Below are 16,732 nucleotides of genomic sequence, written 5' to 3'. Positions count from 1 at the left end.
GCCCGGCCGGTGCCGGTGGCGCGGCCGACTCGGGCGGCGGGCTGGCCGCGGCGGACGTCGCGGCGGCGCTGCGCGAGCTGCTCGACGGGCGGGCCGCGGTCGTCGACGAGACGATCACCCACAGCCGGGTCGTCGCCGAGCACCTGCGCGCCGAGGAGCCGCTGCGCTACAGCTACGTGCAGGGCGGGCTCGGCCAGGGGCTGGGTGTGGCGCTCGGTGTGAAGCTCGCCGACCCGGACCGAGAGGTGGCGCTGACGGTCGGCGACGGCTCGCTGCTCTACAACCCGATCATCCAGTCGTTCGCGGCCGCGCGCGGCCTCGGCCTGCCGATCCTGGTCGTCGTCTTCAACAACGGGCAGTACCGGTCGATGAAGCTCAACCACCTGCGCTTCTACCCGGACGGCGCCGCCGTCACCGAGAACGACTTCCGCGGCGTCAACCTGCCCGACGCACCCGAACTCGCGGCCCTGGTCGGCCCCTTCGGCATGTTCGGCGCGACCGTCACCGACCCGGCGGACCTGCGCCCGACGCTCGCGCGCGCCCTGGCGTCCGTCCGCTCGGGCACGACCGCGCTGGTAGACGTCCGCCTCACCCGATAACCGCCGCGACCCGCGATGCCCGCGGGCGGGCCCGCGTCCGTTACCGCCCGTTACCTGGAAGTTTCCTGTCTACCCGTCTGGAGCGTTCATGGCAGCCCCCCGCACCCTCGTGCCGGACAAGACGCTGCGCACGCTGGTCAGCGACATCTTCGTGGCCGCCGGCACCAGCCGGGAGCACGCCGACACCGTCGCCGACGTCCTCGTCTGGGCGAACCTGCGCGGCGTCGACTCGCACGGCGTCTCCCGAGTGCCCCGCTACCTGGAACTGTTCGAGAAGGGCGAGGCGAACCCGACGCCCACCATCGCCGTCGACGAGCTGCGCTCGGCGGTGGCCGTCGTCGACGCGGACGCCGCGCCCGGCCCGGTCGCGCTCTCGCTGGCGATGGACCAGGCCGTCAGCATGGCCCGCTCGACCGGCGTCGCCTGGGTGACCGTGCGCGGCACGGTCCACACCGGCGCGATCGGCTACTACACCGAGCGCGCCGCGAGTTACGGCATGGCCGGTCTCGGGATCGTCGCCGGCGTGCCGAACATGGCCTACCCCGGCTCCACCGGCGCCGGGGTGGCGACGAGCCCGCTGTCGGTGGCCATCCCGGCGGGCCGGCACCCGACCGTGCTGCTGGACATGGCGACCGCCGTGATCGCGCTCGGCCGGATCGCCCAGCACAAGGCGTCCGGGACGCCACTGCCCGAAGGGGCGGCACTGACGAAGGACGGCCGGCCGACGACCGACCCGGCCGAGGCCGCGGTGCCGCTGCCGGTCGGCGGGGCGAAGGGCGCCGGGATGTCGCTGGTCTTCGAACTGCTCGCGAGCGGCCTCGCGGCCAACCCGATCGTGTCGTCCTACCACTCGGGGACGCCGGAGGGCCGCCGGCACAGGCAGAACGCGGTCCTGGTAGCGGTCGACATCTCGGCGTTCGTCCCGGTCGAGCGGTTCCGCGGGATCGTCGACGAGACCGTCGACGCGATCAAGGCGCTGCCGGCGAGCGACCCGGACCGGGAGCTGCTGGTCCCCGGCGAGCGGGGGGCGCGGACGTTCACCGAGCGGCTCACGAACGGGGTGCCGCTGGCGCCGGGCCTGGTCGCCAAGCTGGTCGGGCAGGCGCGGGCGCTCGGCGCCCCGGTCCCCGAGGGCCTGTGAACCCGGCCGCGGGAACCGGTCGCCCGATTCCCGCGGCCAGGCCGGCCGCCCTGCCCGGCCGGTTTTCCCGGCCGGTTTCCCGGCGGTCGGGAGAACTCAGTCGGCGACCATCCGGTCGTGGTCGGACAGATGCTCGACGGTGCGGCCGGTGGCGACGAACGTGCGGGTGACGTAGGCCGAGTCGTAGACCCACAGGATCGTCATCGGAACCTGGCCGACATTGCGGAACAGATGCGGGATGCCGGCCTCGACGTAGGTGGTGTCGAACGGCTCGAGGCGGGTCGTCTTCCCGTCGATCTCGACCTCGGCGTCGCCGGACAGCAGCGTCACGTGCTCCACGCAGTTGTGGGTGTGCAGCGGCGCTCCGGTCCCCACGGGATAGGTACTGATTCCGGAGGTGAGGGTGATCTGCTCGGTCGCGCTGGCGCGGGTGATGAGCGGCAGCGTGCGGACGCTCCCACCGCGGTCGAGCCGTTCCACCTGGCTCGCCTTGATGATGGTCACCGGGGCTCCTCCCAGATCCGGCGTCGGCTCGGTGAGTCCTTGCTTCGACGCGCGGGCCGCCATCGACCGTAGAAGGCGCAGGTGAGGGGCCGCGAGCGCACAACCCGAAGCCTAATGTTTCGCCGACGGGAACCAGCTCGGCGAGATTCCCCTGGACAGCTCCGAGCCGTTTGGGAACCCTTATGGGAACTCTTGTCAAGATCATCTGAAGGAGGATGCAGGTGCGCTTGGGACCTATTCAGGAAATGACCCCGCGGCAGGCGGAGATCAGTGAGCGGATCACCGCCCGGCGCGGCGGCACGCGCGGCCCTTTCCTGGTCTGGCTGCGCAGCCCCGAGCTATGTGAGCGGGTAGAGGCGCTCGGTGCCTACTGCCGGTTCGAGTCCGCGCTTTCACCACGGCTGCGAGAACTCTCCCTGCTGATCGCCGCGCGCCACTTCGACGCCCAGTACTCGTGGAACGCCCATGTCGACAAGGCGGTCGAGGTGGGTGTGTCACGCGAGGGGCTGGAACGGCTCGCGCGCCGCGAGGACCCCCAGTTCCCGGCCGCCGACGAGCAACTGCTCCACCAGTTCGCCACCGAGATCCTCGAGTGGCACTTCGTCAGCGACGAGACGTTCGCCGCCGGGCTCGCCGCGTTCGGCGAGCAGGGCTTGGTGGACCTCATCGGCTGCCTCGGCAACTTCTCGATGCTGGCCATGCTGCTCAATACCTTCCAGGTCGACCTGCAGGCGAACCGCACCCCGCCGTTCCCGGACGTCCGTGGCTACGCCAAGATCGGCCCGGCCCCCGGCCTCGACCCCGGCTCCGCCGCCGAGGCCGGACGTGAGCCGGAGCTGGTCGGCCCACAGCGGTCGGAGACGCCGTGACCACCGCGGCCCCTGAGCAGGGAACGCCTCGGGGCACCGGGCTCCCGGCCACGGGCACGGGAGCCGACCCCGCGGGCTCGGCTCCCGTGGACGCCGACTCGGCCGGGCGCGGGCGTTCTGGCGCCGGCCCCTGGCCCGGGCGGGCCCAGGGCCGGGGGCGCCATCCCGGGCATGGGCATGGGCATGGGCACTCCTGGGGGTACCAGGGAGCCCGGTTCGCGGTCGTCGGCGTCTGGCTGCTACTGATCGGCGTCTACGGCCTGACCGAGCCGGACAGGTTCCTGACGACCGGCACCTTTCAGACGATCTTCGGAAGCCAGCAGGCACTGGTGTTCCTGACCGCGGCGCTGCTGTGCACGATCTGCATCGGGGAGTTCGTCGACCTGTCGGTGCCGTCGGTCTTCGGCCTCGCCGCGATCCTCGTGCCAGTGCTGACCGTCCAGCATGGCTGGAACGTCTGGCTCGCGAGCCTGGTCGCGATCGTCGTCGCGACCGTCGTGGGGGCGGTCAACGGCGCCCTGATCGTGCGCCTCGGCGTGAACACGATCGTCGTGACGCTCGGCATGGGGACGCTGCTGCTCGGCGTCGCGTTGTGGGTCAGCAACCTGACGCCGGTGAGCGGTCTGTCCAGCGACTTCTCGAAGATCTCGTTGCTCGACGTCGGCGGCCTGCCGGTCAGCTTCTACGAGGGCGTCGCCCTCATGCTGGCGTTCGCCTACGTCCACCTGGCCACCCCGCTGGGGCGGAACATGCGTTTCGTCTCGGCGAACCGCGAGGTCAGCCGGCTCGCCGGGGTCCGGGTGAACGGGATCCGCTTCGGCGCGTTCGTCGCGGCCGGCCTGATCAGCGGCGTCGGCGGGGTGCTCGCCACCGCCGCGACCGGCGGCTTCGACCCGACCGTCTCGCAGAGCTACCTGCTGCCGGTGTTCGCCTCCACGTTCCTCGGCACCGCGATCCTGCAGCCCGGCCGGTTCAACCCGCTGGGGACGCTCATCGCCGTCTACTTCCTCGCCACCGGCATCCTCGGCCTGCAGCTGATGGGCGTGGCCGGCTGGGTCTCCAACGTCTTCTACGGCGGTGTCCTGGTGGTCGCCGTGACGATCTCCACCCTTCTGCACCAGCGTTCCGGCTGACCCCGCCCGAGCCACTCCCGAATCTGGCGTACCACTCCCGAAAGGTTCTCCGACGATGCGGACATCTCTGGGACGCCCCGACCGCCTACCGTTATCCCGCTACGGTGTCGCGGCCGCCGCCGCGTTAGCGACCGCGGTCGTCCTTGCCGCCTGCGGCTCCTCTGGCTCGGACGACGACGGCGCGGGCACCTCGGCCACCGGTGCCGCGAGTGCCTCGGCGAGCGACGACACGCTGACCGCCACCGTCGACAAGCTGCTCGAGCCCATCGCCCGCATTCCGGTGCCGACCACCAAGCTTGACGGCGTCGCCGGCCTGAAAGGCAAGACCGTCTACTACGTCCCGGTCACCCAGCAGTCCTCGCAGTTCAAGATCATCGGAGACGCGCTGGCGAGCGCCCTGGACGCGGTCGGGATCTCGCTGCAGATCTGCAACGGCGGCGCCAACCCGACGCAGATCACCGCCTGCGTCAACCAGGCCGTCGGCGCGAACGCCGGCGCGATCGTCACCGACGCGATTCCGTACGCGCTGGCCGCCAACGCCCTCGGCGCCGCGCAGGCGAAGAACATCCCGGTCCTCATCACCAACCAGATCGCCGACCCGGCCCACCCCGTCAGCAAGACCCTCGGCTACGTCGAGGGCGGCGGCACCGCCCAGCTCAAGGCCGTCGCCGACTGGATCATCGTCGACTCCGGCGGCAAGGCGAACGTCCTCATCAACGGCAGCACCGACTCGCCGTCGTCGCAGGCCTACGTCCAGGCCGCCAGGGACGAGTTCTCCGACCACTGCCCCGGCTGCAAGGTGACGGTGAACTCGATCTCGTCGGCGAACTTCCCGCTGATCGCCCCGTCCACGAGCTCCGCGATCCTGCGCACCCCGGGCGTGAACTACGTCCTGTCGGAGTTCGACCAGTACCTGCAGCCGACGCTCGGCGGCGTCCAACAGGCCGGAAAACTCACGTCGGTGAAGGGCGCGTCCGGCTCGGCGCAGCTCGCCGGCCTGCAGATGCTCGCGTCGAAGAACTTCCTACACGTGGACGCCGGTCAGGCGTCGACCTTCCAGGGCTGGGTGGACGCCGACGCGGTGCTGCGGCTGATGCTCGACAAGCCGCTGCCCGCGTACGACTCGGTCGTGCGGCTGTTCACCCGTGACAACGTCTCCGGGCTGAAACTGACCGCCGACGGCGAGGCCTCCGGCGAGTGGTACGGCCCGACCAGCTTCCCGGTGCAGTTCAAGGCGCTGTGGGGACTGAGCTGACCCATGCAGCCCTCCCCGCAGACCACCCGTCCCGACTCGGCCGAGGCGGGCGACCCGCCCCGGCTGAGCGTCGAGAACGTCTCGAAGACCTTTGGCCGGTACCGGGCGCTGCGCGAAGTCGGCCTCGACCTGCGACCAGGCGAGATCCACGCCCTCGTCGGCCAGAACGGCTCGGGCAAGTCGACACTGGCCAAGGTTCTGACCGGCTATCACGCGCCCGACCCGGGCGGGCGGGTGCTGGTCGACGGCGTCGAGCTGCGCCTGCCGGTCCGGCCGCGCCAGGCGCGTGCCGCCGGGGTCGCCGTCGTCCACCAGAGCCTCGGCCTCGTCGGGGAGGCGAGCGTCGTGGAGAACCTGCGGGTCGGGCGGTTCCGTGCCGGCCGGTTCTCCCGGCGGATCCGCTGGCGCGAGGAGCGGGCGGCGGCGCTCGCGGTCCTCGAACGCCTCGGCCGGCCGCTGCCGCTGCACGTCCCGGTCGCCTCGCTGCCCGAGGAGGCCAAGGCGACGGTCGCGATCGCCCGGGCGCTGCAGGACGCGCACCGCGGCCGCGGAATGATCATCTTCGACGAGTCGACCCGTTCGCTCGGCCGGGAGGCGCTCGAGCACTTCTACGGCATCCTCGACGAGGTGGTCGCGACCGGCACGGCCGTCCTGATGATCACCCACCGGTTGGAGGAGGTCCTCGAGGCCGCGGACCGGGTCACCGTGCTGCGCGACGGCGTGGCCGCCGAATCCGGCCTGCCCACACGGGACCTGCGCGCGACCGACCTGGCTCGCCTCGTTCTCGGCCGCGCTCTCACGTCCCTTCCGGGCCCGTCCCGGACCTCGCCCAACCCGGCCACCGCGCCCGCGCCGGCGAGGGATGCCGCGGAACCGGCGGCGGCGTCGTCGGCCGAGCCGGCGGTGGCCGCCGAGCCGGCGGCGGCGGTGATCGAACTGGTGGGGGTGTCCGGCGCGGTTGCGCGGGACGTGTCGCTGCGGCTGGAACCGGGCGAGGTCGTGGGCGTGACCGGGCTGACGGCGAGCGGGTACGACGAGCTGCCCTACCTGGTGACGGGAGCGCGCCGGGCCGGCGCGGGCCGGCTCACCATCGCCGGGGCGTCGCTGGACCTGACGTCCCTCGACAGCCGGTCGGCGATCGCCGCGGGGGTGGCGCTCGTGCCGGAGGCGCGCGAGCACGCCGGGCTCGCGCTCGAGCTGACCGTCGGCGAGAACGTCGTGCTGCCTCGGGTGACGGTGGCGGTGGGTGACGACCGGCCGGAGGCGGTCATCGGACGGACTGGCGGCCGCGGCGGTGGGAGCCCCGCGGGCTCGCGGCGGCGCGGGCGACGCGACCCGGGCGGGGAGCGGGACTGGTACCGCCACGAGGAGCCGCGCCGGCCGCGCGGCGGGCTGATGCCGGTGGATCGGGACGCCGAGCGGGCGCTCGTGAAGCACTGGATCAACGCCGTCGACGTGCGCCCGCCGGCGCCGGAGCTGGCGGCCGGGAAGCTCTCCGGTGGCAACCAGCAGAAGGTGCTGCTGGCGAAGTGGCTGGCGGTGCGGCCGCGGCTGCTGGTGCTGCACGAGCCGACCCAGGCCGTCGACGTCGGTGCCCGGCACGCCATCATCAGCACGATCCGGGAGGCGGCCGCGCGCGGCGCCGCTGTACTGGTGGCCGGCAGCGACGAGCACGAGCTGGCGCTGCTGTGCGACCGGGTACTCGTCTTCCGGGACGGCCGGGTCGCCGAGGAGCTGACCGGCGATCTCGAGCCGGACGCGATCGTCGCCGCGACCTTCAGCACCGGCGACCGTCGTGCCCTGCGCTCGCCGACCCGTTTCGGCGTCGCCGAGTCCGTGGGAGGGGCGACGGACGGGAGCGCGCCGGAGTAGTTTCCAGCGCACGGCGCCGCCGTGCTGACCAGGACCGATGGCGCTCCTCCAGCGGACCGGCCGGTGCTGATCTTCCGGTACCCGGCGGTGGCGACGGTGCGGCCGCGCCAGCCGGTCCGCTCCACGCGTCAGGCTCAGACCAGGAAGGACGGGGACCGTGGACCGGATCACCGTCATGCGCAGCTTCGTCCAGGTCGGCGAGGAGGGCAGCTTCAGCCGGGCCGCGCGCAGGCTCGGCTTGTCCGGCTCGCTGGTGTCCCGACACGTCGCAGAGCTGGAACGCCAGCTCGACATCCGGCTGGTGAACCGGACCGCCCGGGCGGTGACGCTGACGGCGGCCGGGCGCAGGTACTACGACTTCGCGGACCGGATGCTGCACGACCTCGACGCGGAGGACGCCGCGCTGCGCGGCATGCGGGAACGCGCGGAAGGCCCGCTGGCGGTGATCTGTCCGAAGTGGATCGGGAACCTGGACCTCGGGGAGGCGATCGCCGACTTCGCGGTCGACCATCCGAAGATCCACGTGCGGTTCGAGGTCGGCGGGATGTCGGATCGGGCGTTCGACTTCCTGGACCAGGGATACGACGTCGCGTTCCACACCCGCGACCTGCGCGACTCGACGATGCTCATCCGCAAGCTCGCCGACATCGACTACGTGCTGTGCGCGTCGCCGGAGTACCTGGCCGGGCGGCCGCCGCTGACGGAGCCGGCGCAGCTCGCCGACCACGACTGTCTCGTGCACCTGAACGACCCCATCTGGCACCTGCACGGGAACGGCCGGGAGGTGCATTCGAAGGTGCTGACGGCGGTGTACTCGTCGAACAGCTACCTGACGCTGCGCAAGGCCGCGGTGCGCGGTCGGGGGCTCGCGCTCATGCCGATCCGGACGGTCGCGGCGGATCTGGACGCGGGTCTGCTGGAGCGTGCGCTGCCGGACCACCGCGGGCCGGCCCGCTCGCTGTACGCGGTGCACTCGCCGGGGGCGCACACGCTGCGCCGCGTCCGGGTCTTCCTCGACTACATCACCACCTGGTTCACCCGCAACCCGATGACCGCGACCTGACCGTTTCCGCATCTTTAGAGTTCGCCAAAACCCAGGGCCAGGCGTTGATCCGTCGTTCACGGCGGCCATAGTGTCGCCTCGTCCGAATGCGTGTCGACGCACGACGCGTGTCGAGATTGGAGTGCCTGACCGGTGACGATCCTTCGTATCGAGCGGGCCGTCTACGGAGTGGACGACGTGGCGACCTGTCGCCGGTTCTTCGAGGATTTTGGTCTTACCGCGGAGGCCGCCGACGGCTCCGACGGCTCCGACGAATGCGTGGTACTCACGACACGGACGAACCAGGTCGTGGAGCTGCGCCGCCGCGACGACATGGCCCTTCCACCGGCCGTGGAACCGGGGTCGACGCTGCGCGAGCTCGTCTGGGGTGTCGACGACCAGGCGGCGCTCGACCGGCTGGTCGAGAACCTCCGCAAGGACCGGACCGTGGCCGTCGACGCGCGGGGCGTCGCGCACACCCACGATGAGGCCGGCTTCGGCCTCGGCCTCGCCGTCGCCGCCGTCGTCCCGGTGGACGTGCCGGCGGCGGCGGTCAACCGGCCCGGCGCGCTGCGCCGCTGGAACGCGCCGCTGCCGCCGCCCGACGGCGCGGTCCAGCCGTTGCGGATCTGCCACGTCGCCTGGAACATCCCGAAGAAGGGCCGCGCCGAGGCGGTCGCCTTCTACGTCGACCGGCTCGGTTTCCGGATCACCGACGACGTCCTGCCCATGGGCACGTTCCTGCGGGCCGATGGCGACCAGGACCAGCACACCCTGCTGTTGTGCCACCGCCCGGACCGGGCCGGCGTGAACCACACCGCCTACGAGGTCGCCGGCTTCGACGAGGTGATCCTCGGCGGCAACCAGATGATCGCCAAGGGCTGGCGGGAGGCCCGCCGCCTCGGCCGGCACACCGTCGGTTCGAACGTCTTCCGGTTCGTTCACGCCCCGTGCGGCGGCCGCGTCGAGTACGCCGCCGACATGGACCGCGTCGACGCCTCCTACCCGGCCCGCGTCCACGAGACCACCCCGCCACACCACCTCTGGACCCTGCTGACCAACCGGGACGGTGACGAATGAGCACACAGACGATCCCGCCAGCGCCGGCGGATGCCGGCTCACCGGCCAACGCGACTGCCAGTGCCAGCTATCCCGAGTCGGCGATGTACATCGACGGCCGGTGGACGCAGGGGAGTGGGAGCCGGCGCGAGCCGGTGCTGAACCCGGCGACCGGCGAGGTGCTCGGCCAGGTACCGCTGGCCGAGGCAACCGACCTGGACGCGGCGACCGCCGCCGCCGAGCGGGGTTTCGCGCTGTGGCGGCACCTGCCGGTCGAGCGGCGCACCGCGATCCTGCGTCGGGCGGCCGACCTGCTGCGCGCTCGGGCCGGCGAGATCGGCCGGGTGATGACCCAGGAGGAGGGCAAGCCGTACGGCGAGGCCACCGGCGAGGTGACGCGCGTCGCCACGCTGCTGGACTGGGACGCCGAGGAGGGCCGGCGCGCCTACGGCCGGATCATCCCGACCGGGCCAGGGGAGACGCTCACTGTCACCCGCGCGCCCGTCGGCCCGGTGGCGGCGTTCACCCCGTGGAACTTCCCCGCCGGCGGCCCGATGCGCAAGATCGCGGCGGCGCTCGCGGCCGGCTGCTCCATCGTCATCAAGGCCTCCGAGGAGACGCCGGGGACCGCGAACCTCCTGGTAAGGGCCTTCGAAGAGGCCGGCCTGCCGGCCGGTGTGCTCAACCTGGTGTTCGGGGTGCCGAGCGAGGTCTCCGAGCGGCTGATCGCCTCGCCGGTGATCCGGTTCGTGGCGTTCACCGGGTCGATCCCGGTCGGCAAGCACCTGGCGGGCCTCGCCGCGGCCGTGATGAAGCCGACGATCATGGAGCTGGGCGGGCACGCCCCGGTGATCGTCTGCGCGGACGTCGACCCGGTCGAGGCGGCGAGATCCTGCGTGCGCGGGAAGTTCGTCAACGCGGGCCAGGTCTGCACGTCGCCGAGCCGGTTCTACGTCCACGAGAGCCACCACGACGCGTTCGTGGACGCGTTCGTCGAGGCCGCCGAGGCCGTCAGGGTGGGGAACGGGCTGGAACCCGGCGTCCAGATGGGCCCGCTCGCCAACCCGCGGCGACGCGCGGCCGTACACGCGCTGGTCGAGGACGCGCGAGCGCGCGGAGCGCGGGTGCTCACCGGCGGCGAGGTGCCGGACGGGGCCGGGTTCTTCTACCCGCCGACGGTGCTCGTGGACGTGCCGGAGGACGCGGTGATGCTGCGCGACGAGCCGTTCGGCCCGGTAGCGCCGATCATGACGTTCGCCGACCTGGACGAGGCGATCGGGCGGGCCAACGCGCTGCCGTACGGCCTGGCCGCTTATGGCTTCACGCACCGCGCGGACGTCGCGGCGAAGCTGACCGGCGCGTTCGAGGCGGGCATCCTGTCGATCAACCATGTCGGCGGCTCGGTGCCGCAGGCGCCCTCGGGCGGCCTCAAGGAGAGCGGTCACGGCCGCGAGGGCGGCTCGGAGGGTCTGGAGGGCTACCTGGTCACCAAGCGGGTCTCGCACCGGATGCAGATCTGATGCGCTGGTGCCGGTTCCGAGACCTCGCCGCCCCAGGTGTCCCCGGCCGCGCCATCGGCGGTCGAGACGAGTTGACCGGGCGCGTCGGCGGCGGTGGCGCGGCGCGGTTCGGGATCGTCGAGGACGACGAGACGATCCGGCCCGTCGACGGCGGCCCGTTCGGCGAGTACCGGCCGCGCGCCGAGCGCGAGCGCCGCCCGCTCGCCGAGGTGGAGTTGCTGCCGCCGGTCGTTCCGAACACGTTCTTCGCCGTCGGTCTGAACTACACCGCCCACATCCGGCACGCGCGCGAGCACGGGATGGCGGGCGCCGCCGTCCCGGAGCGGCCGGAGGTCGGCTACCGGGCCAACAGCGCCCTCGTCGGCCACGGCGCCACCGTCGTCAAGCCCGCGGACTGCGCCGGCCGGTTCGAGGCCGAGGGCGAACTGGTCGCGGTCATCGGCCGGCCGGTGCGCCGGTGCACCCGGGCGCAGGCGCGGGACGCGGTCTTCGGCTGGACGATCGGCAACGACGTCAGCGCCCGCGACTGGCAGCACGCCGACCGGACCCTGTGGCGGGCAAAGAACAGCGACACCTTCAAGCCGATGGGCCCGTGGATCGAGACCGATGTCGACCCGATGGGTTCGCGCACGCTCGTCGCCGTCGGTGCGGCGACGGCCGCCGAGTTCGCCACCGGCGGCATGGTCTTCGACCCGTACGACTACATCGTGGAGATCTCCCGATATATCACGCTGTCACCCGGCGACGTGCTCTGGATGGGCACCGACGCCGTCGTGGAGATGCCGGTGGGTAAAACTCTCGACGTGACCATCACCGGGATCGGCACCCTTTCCAACCCGGTTGTCCAGGAAATGTAGCACCGGAGATGTGCGGCGCAGGAGAAGCAGTGCAGGAGAACCTGGCGAACGGAAATCCAGGAGAGTGGTCATGAGCAGCCGTCCCGCCTATATCCACCACGTCAACTTCCCGACCACCGACCCCGAGCGGACCAGGGAGTGGTACTCCAAGGTCTTCGGCCTCAAAGCCGTCACCCCGAAGAGCAACACCAAGGTCGTCCTGATGACCCGAGGCAACTTCGACCTGCACTTCACCCCGGTCGAGGAGATGGACCGCATGTCGCCCTACCACTTCGCCATGGAAGTGGAGGACTGGGACGGCTTCCTCGCGCACCTGCGCGAGCTGGGCGTGCGCCACACCCGCCCGATCGAGCGGCCGGAGAACAACTCCAAGTTCTGCTACATCCACGACCCCGACCACACCATGATCGAGGTCGTCTACCACGGCAACCGGCCAGGTGGCCCGGGCGCTGGCGGCCCCGGAGCGCCCGGCGGCCCGGGCGCGGGCAGGCCCGGCGCGGGTGGTCCAGGCGGCTCGGGCAGCCCGGGTGCCGCGGGTGCGGGTGGCGCGGCGGGATCGTCCGCCGCGAATGGCCAGGGAGGCTGACGTGCCCTACGCGACCTCGGTGGACGGCGCCCGGATCTACTACGAGACACACGGTGCCGGGCCGGCGGTCCTGTTCGTGCACGGTTCCGGTGGCCACCATGCCGCCTGGTGGCAGCAGGTCCCGCACCTGCGCGACCGGTTCACCGTGGTGACGCTGGACCTGCGCGGCTTCGGCCGGTCCGACTCGGCGATGGCCGAGTACGACAGCCGGATCTTTCCCGACGACATCGCCGCCGTCCTCGACGCGGCCGACATCTCCCGGGCCGTGCTGGTCGGCCAGTCGATCGGCGCCGCCGCGGCGTTGAAGGCGGCGCTGCGCGACCCGGCGCGCGCCGCCGGCGTCGTGCTCGCCCATTCGCTCGGCGGCATCGACCATCCGGACCTGGCCGCCCGGGTACTTGCCGATCGGGCCGAGGCCGAGAAGCTGCCGGTGCTCGACCGGCTGCTCAGCCCGCGTTTCCGGGCCGCTGACCCGGCGCGCACGTTCCTCTTCCAGCAGATGGGCACCTTCAACACGGCGAAGATGGCCGACCTGCGCAATCTCAACACCGACGGCCCGACCGCCGCGGAGGTCGTCGCCTCGGGCATCCCGATCTGTCTGCTCGCTGGCGAGAACGACGCGGTGCTGCGCCCGGACACGGTCCGGGCCGCGGCCGCGCTGCTTCCGGGCGCGACGATCGACATCGTTCCCGCCGCGCCGCACTCGATGTACTGGGAGGCCCCGGAGTTGTTCAACGCCGCCCTCGACCGATTCCTCACCTCCGTGTACGGCGCCGAGCTGTCGGGCGCGCTGTCGAGCTCTGGAGTGTCCGCATGACCTCTTCTCCGACCCTCGCCGAGGCGCGCGCCCTCGTTGACGAGGCCCGGGCGCTCGCGCTCGACCTCGGTAAGGCGATCAGCGTCGCTGTCGTCGACTACGGCGGTTTCGTCGTGCTCGTCGAGCGGATGGATGGCGCCCGGCCGATGACGCCGAGCATCGCCCTCGCGAAGGCCTACTCGGCGGCCGTCATGCAGCGGCCGACCGAGATGCTGGAGGGCTGGCGTGACTCTGACCCGGTGTTCTTCGCCCAGGTCGGCCGGATGGGCCACCAGCCGATCATCGCCACCAAGGGTGGCATCACCCTCAAGCGTGCCGGCGAGATTCTCGGGGGTGTCGGGATCTCCGGCGGTAGCCCCGACGAGGACCAGCGGATCTGCGAGCAGATTGTCAAGTCGGCTGGCTTCGAGCTCGACTTCGCCGCGTGGGCCGGCGCGAAGAAGGAGGCTGGCCGTGGCTGACGACTTCAAGTATCACATCGACCACCACGCGAGCCTGCTGACGCCGCCGGAGATCGTCGAGGCGCGTGCCGTGGGTGGCGACGTCGATCTGCGGGCCGCCGAGGACGCGGCGGTCAGCCGGGCGCTGCGCACGCAGCGTCGCCTGGGGCTGGCGGCGCTGTCCGACGGCGAGTACCGCCGACGCAACCACCTGTCCGTCGTCTATGACGGTGTGGCCGGCTTCGGCCCCGCCGGCGCGGCCGGCGGCCCGCTGGCCCAGCTGGTCGGCGAACGGCACGCCCCGGAGATCAGGACGCTCGTCGAGGCGCCGGCCGAGCGCGGCCGGCTGGTCAAGCACGAGACCGACTTCATGCTCTCGGCGATGCAACGGCCCGTCCTGGTGGCCCTTCCCTCACCCGGCTACGTCGCGGAGCTGGCCGCGGAGGCGGGCGGGGCGACCGCGACCGCGGACGCGTCGTCGGAGGCGGGGGAGCGGCTCGCGCGGATCCTGCGCGATGAGATCACCGCGGTCGCGGCGGACGGCGTCCGCTACGTGCTGCTCACCAACCCGGCGTACGGCTTCCTGCTCACCGCGCGGGGCCGCGCCCGGGCCGTCGAGTTGGGCTTGGACCCGGACGCGGTGATCGAGCGGATGCTCGCCGCCGACGGGCAGGTGCTCGCTGGCCTGGAGGCGCCGCAGGAGTTCCGCGTCGGCCTGGACATCACGACCGCGGGCGCGGCCGGCGGCCCCTGTGACGCCGCGGCGGTGGCCGACTTCCTTGGCCGGTCGCCGTTCGGCCGGCTGTGCGTCGAGTTCCCTCGTGACGCCGCCGCGCGGTTCCCGCTCGGCGAGCTGCCGGTCGGCCTCGTGATGTCCCTCGGTGTCGTGGACGTGAGCGACCCGGCGCTGGAGGACGTCGACGAACTGGTCGGCCGGATCGACGCCGCGGCCGAGATCATCGACGTCGACAACATCGCGATCTCGACGAACGGCGGTTTCCACGCGGCCGCCGCCGAACTCGACGAGACCGCCCAGCACGACAAGCTGCAGCGTGTCGAGATGGTCGCCCGTTACCTCTGGGGCAACGAGCTGTAGGGGCCGGCGGCCTGAACGAATCACGGATCATGGCTGCTACCAGGCTGTCTGTGTCTTTCGACATCTACCGTATCTACCGTGACCTGCCGGTGGCTGTTATGGCTGACGGTCCAGAGACGGTCCGCGGTCCCGCCGGGACTGGGGCCGCCAACTGCCGCGGCTACGGCTGGCGACCACGCCTCGTAGCCGTCGACCGCCGTGAGAGCCACAGAGTGCCCATTCCCCGTAACCGTGGAGGTTAAGTGGCCCAGAAGGTGCTCTTTCTTCGGTTTTGATCGTCTTTCTTGGTGATGTTGCGTGGGCGCCGCGTGCCCGGACGGGGCAGGCCCTGTCCGCCCATAGGCTCGCGCGGCGCCGGCCAGCCCGGCACCTGGTTCTTTTGGGGCATGGCGCCGGCGATGCCGGCTCCCTGCCTGGTTCGGTGAGGTCCTTGCGAGGGCACCATCCGTACTGTACGGTACGGTACCTGGTTTGGAATAACGAGCGGTCCGGCCGTCCCGACAAAGAAAGAACTGCCATGCAACGCTTCGCCGGCAGTATCATCCCTCTCCCGCGTAATCACTGGTACTTCATCGCCCGCACGGACGAACTGACGACGACTCCGGTCGAGCGCCAGTTAGTGGAGCGCAGCATGCTCCTGATACGCCGAGCCGACGGAACGCCCGTCGTGCTGTCGAACCGGTGTCCCCACCGCTCGTTCACGCCCGCGAAGGGTGAAGTCGAGGACGATTACTCCTGGGCCGTCTCGCGTCATAGCGTGACCAGTGACGGCGCGATCTCGGACGAGGTCCGGCGCCCCCAGCGCTACGGGTTCCGCCAGGACGTAGAAGGAATGCGCTGGATCGAACAGCTCTGTGACGGCGACGGCGTCCAGAAGACCGGCGTCGCCGCCGACCGGTCCGGCCTGACACTGCGCCGCCACCTCGCCCTGATGGCCGAGCAGGAGGACCGGCTGGCCAGTATGCCGGAACTCGCGGCGTGACCGCCGGACCCGGCACACCCAGCTCCCGCTATGCACGGCGCGCGTCCGTGCCACCGGCCGGCCGTCGGGACACACCATGAAGGAAAAAGTCGACGGCGTCCACGATGCTCTCCCGGATCTCGGCTCCGGTCGGCTGGTTCGGCGCCCCGGTCAGCAGGCGCATCTGGGCGTCGCCGAGCATCGCCTGATAGAGCTGCGCGGCTGCTTTGACCGGATCCGGCAACGCTATGAGGCCGGCGTCGCAAGCCTGCCGCAGATATCTGCCGAGAACGGCCTGGCCGAACGCTGGTCCGTGTTCGAAAAAGGCCGCCCCCAGACCCGGGACGCGTTCCGCCTCGGCGGTGACGAGCCGATGCAGCGCGATCGACCCCGGGTTGAGGACGACGGTCGCGAAGTGCTCGCCCAACGCGATCAGTGTGGACGTCAGGTCCGTGCCGCCGGGCGTGAACGAGCGCAGCGGAGCTGTCCCCTCGTCAAGAAGGCTCTCGACCGCGGCGCGAAATAGCTCGGTCTTGTCGCCGAAATGTTTGTACATCGTCGACTTCGACCCGCCGACCTCGGCGAGCACGTCCTCCATCGTCACGCCGGCGTACCCGCGGGCCGTGAACAGCTCGCCGGCCGCCCGCAGGAGAGCCTTCCGATAGTCCGCCGCTTTCATCCTCGACACGAATCCCATGCTAGCCGCCACGACGAATGTCGACGGCCATCGAGGTGCCATCCAGGACCGTCCTGACAGCGCTCACCTGGCCCGGACCCCCGTCGGCGCCCGCGGCTGGGCGGCCGCGACCTCCGAAAACAAGATCGACTCGTCCGGAGCTCGGGGCGCAGGCCCGAGCCCCGGAGGGCGTCCCGGGCTCGGCATCACGCGTTCATTTCCGCGCCGATTCCGCTACCGGGCGCTCCGAAGTGAGCATGGCACCACAGGAACACGGCACATACCGCCGACCTGATCCGGCAGAC

At 71.6% G+C, this 16,732-nt stretch carries 17 protein-coding genes; 15 read left to right on the top strand and 2 right to left on the bottom strand.

Annotation, left to right across the window (positions count from 1 at the left end; all coding sequences use genetic code 11):
• Both FRCN3DRAFT_RS50730 and FRCN3DRAFT_RS0225535 read left to right on the top strand, forming a co-directional pair.
• Window positions 1–599, top strand: a 599-nt coding sequence (locus FRCN3DRAFT_RS50730; protein WP_007516071.1) for a thiamine pyrophosphate-dependent enzyme, incomplete at its 5' end; no start/stop codon positions are given.
• An 88-nt stretch (window positions 600–687) separates the two neighbouring features.
• The gene (locus FRCN3DRAFT_RS0225535) at window positions 688–1,740 is read left to right on the top strand and encodes an Ldh family oxidoreductase (protein ID WP_007516070.1); all 1,053 of its coding nucleotides are present in this window, start codon (window positions 688–690) and stop codon (window positions 1,738–1,740) included.
• Between the two features lie 96 nt (window positions 1,741–1,836).
• On the opposite strand, the gene FRCN3DRAFT_RS0225530 is transcribed toward FRCN3DRAFT_RS0225535, so the two are convergent.
• Complete coding sequence (locus tag FRCN3DRAFT_RS0225530; RefSeq protein ID WP_007516069.1) at window positions 1,837–2,244, bottom strand: cupin domain-containing protein; 408 nt, start codon at window positions 2,242–2,244, stop codon at window positions 1,837–1,839.
• Between the two features lie 221 nt (window positions 2,245–2,465).
• On the opposite strand from FRCN3DRAFT_RS0225530, the gene FRCN3DRAFT_RS46235 reads away from it, so the two are divergent.
• The 13 genes from FRCN3DRAFT_RS46235 (at window position 2,466) to FRCN3DRAFT_RS0225465 (ending at window position 15,772) form a co-directional block, all read left to right on the top strand.
• Window positions 2,466–3,113 (top strand): carboxymuconolactone decarboxylase family protein, encoded by a 648-nt coding sequence (locus FRCN3DRAFT_RS46235; RefSeq protein WP_007516068.1) that lies wholly within the window; start codon window positions 2,466–2,468, stop codon window positions 3,111–3,113.
• Window positions 3,110–4,246: an ABC transporter permease gene (locus tag FRCN3DRAFT_RS0225520; RefSeq protein ID WP_007516067.1), complete on the top strand. Its 1,137-nt coding sequence runs from the start codon at window positions 3,110–3,112 to the stop codon at window positions 4,244–4,246. The genes FRCN3DRAFT_RS46235 and FRCN3DRAFT_RS0225520 overlap by 4 nt, the downstream gene beginning before the upstream one ends.
• Before the next feature lie 55 nt (window positions 4,247–4,301).
• The gene (locus tag FRCN3DRAFT_RS0225515) at window positions 4,302–5,501 is read left to right on the top strand and encodes a sugar ABC transporter substrate-binding protein (protein WP_007516066.1); all 1,200 of its coding nucleotides are present in this window, start codon (window positions 4,302–4,304) and stop codon (window positions 5,499–5,501) included.
• A 3-nt stretch (window positions 5,502–5,504) separates the two neighbouring features.
• Complete coding sequence (locus tag FRCN3DRAFT_RS0225510) at window positions 5,505–7,373, top strand: sugar ABC transporter ATP-binding protein (protein WP_007516065.1); 1,869 nt, start codon at window positions 5,505–5,507, stop codon at window positions 7,371–7,373.
• Between the two features lie 157 nt (window positions 7,374–7,530).
• Window positions 7,531–8,436, top strand: coding sequence for a LysR family transcriptional regulator (locus FRCN3DRAFT_RS0225505; protein WP_007516064.1), 906 nt, complete (start codon window positions 7,531–7,533; stop codon window positions 8,434–8,436).
• A gap of 132 nt (window positions 8,437–8,568) precedes the next feature.
• A complete protein-coding gene (locus FRCN3DRAFT_RS0225500) occupies window positions 8,569–9,495 on the top strand; it encodes a VOC family protein (RefSeq protein ID WP_007516063.1) in 927 nt (308 codons plus the stop codon).
• Window positions 9,492–10,994: an NAD-dependent succinate-semialdehyde dehydrogenase gene (locus FRCN3DRAFT_RS0225495; protein WP_007516062.1), complete on the top strand. Its 1,503-nt coding sequence runs from the start codon at window positions 9,492–9,494 to the stop codon at window positions 10,992–10,994. Before FRCN3DRAFT_RS0225500 ends, FRCN3DRAFT_RS0225495 begins: the two co-directional genes overlap by 4 nt.
• A gap of 71 nt (window positions 10,995–11,065) precedes the next feature.
• A complete protein-coding gene (locus tag FRCN3DRAFT_RS0225490) occupies window positions 11,066–11,851 on the top strand; it encodes a fumarylacetoacetate hydrolase family protein (protein ID WP_027140926.1) in 786 nt (261 codons plus the stop codon).
• A gap of 70 nt (window positions 11,852–11,921) precedes the next feature.
• On the top strand, window positions 11,922–12,437 hold the full coding sequence (locus FRCN3DRAFT_RS46230) for a VOC family protein (protein ID WP_007516060.1): 516 nt from the start codon (window positions 11,922–11,924) through the stop codon (window positions 12,435–12,437).
• A 1-nt stretch (window position 12,438) separates the two neighbouring features.
• Complete coding sequence (locus FRCN3DRAFT_RS0225480; RefSeq protein WP_007516059.1) at window positions 12,439–13,254, top strand: alpha/beta fold hydrolase; 816 nt, start codon at window positions 12,439–12,441, stop codon at window positions 13,252–13,254.
• The gene (locus tag FRCN3DRAFT_RS0225475; RefSeq protein WP_007516058.1) at window positions 13,251–13,715 is read left to right on the top strand and encodes a GlcG/HbpS family heme-binding protein; all 465 of its coding nucleotides are present in this window, start codon (window positions 13,251–13,253) and stop codon (window positions 13,713–13,715) included. Before FRCN3DRAFT_RS0225480 ends, FRCN3DRAFT_RS0225475 begins: the two co-directional genes overlap by 4 nt.
• Complete coding sequence (locus FRCN3DRAFT_RS0225470) at window positions 13,708–14,790, top strand: uroporphyrinogen decarboxylase/cobalamine-independent methonine synthase family protein (RefSeq protein WP_007516057.1); 1,083 nt, start codon at window positions 13,708–13,710, stop codon at window positions 14,788–14,790. The genes FRCN3DRAFT_RS0225475 and FRCN3DRAFT_RS0225470 overlap by 8 nt, the downstream gene beginning before the upstream one ends.
• Before the next feature lie 517 nt (window positions 14,791–15,307).
• Window positions 15,308–15,772, top strand: coding sequence for a Rieske 2Fe-2S domain-containing protein (locus tag FRCN3DRAFT_RS0225465; RefSeq protein WP_007516056.1), 465 nt, complete (start codon window positions 15,308–15,310; stop codon window positions 15,770–15,772).
• A gap of 28 nt (window positions 15,773–15,800) precedes the next feature.
• Here the strand turns inward: FRCN3DRAFT_RS0225465 and FRCN3DRAFT_RS46225 are convergent, their stop codons facing one another.
• Entirely contained in the window at window positions 15,801–16,430 is a 630-nt protein-coding gene (locus FRCN3DRAFT_RS46225; RefSeq protein ID WP_106410519.1) for a TetR/AcrR family transcriptional regulator, read from the bottom strand.
• Window positions 16,431–16,732: the final 302 nt, after the last annotated feature.

The sequence above is a fragment of the Pseudofrankia saprophytica genome (genome assembly GCF_000235425.2).
In the GTDB taxonomy this organism is placed as follows: domain Bacteria; phylum Actinomycetota; class Actinomycetes; order Frankiales; family Frankiaceae; genus Pseudofrankia; species Pseudofrankia saprophytica.
Note: the sequence above shows the minus strand (reverse complement) of the source record. Positions and strands in the feature narration are given on the sequence as shown.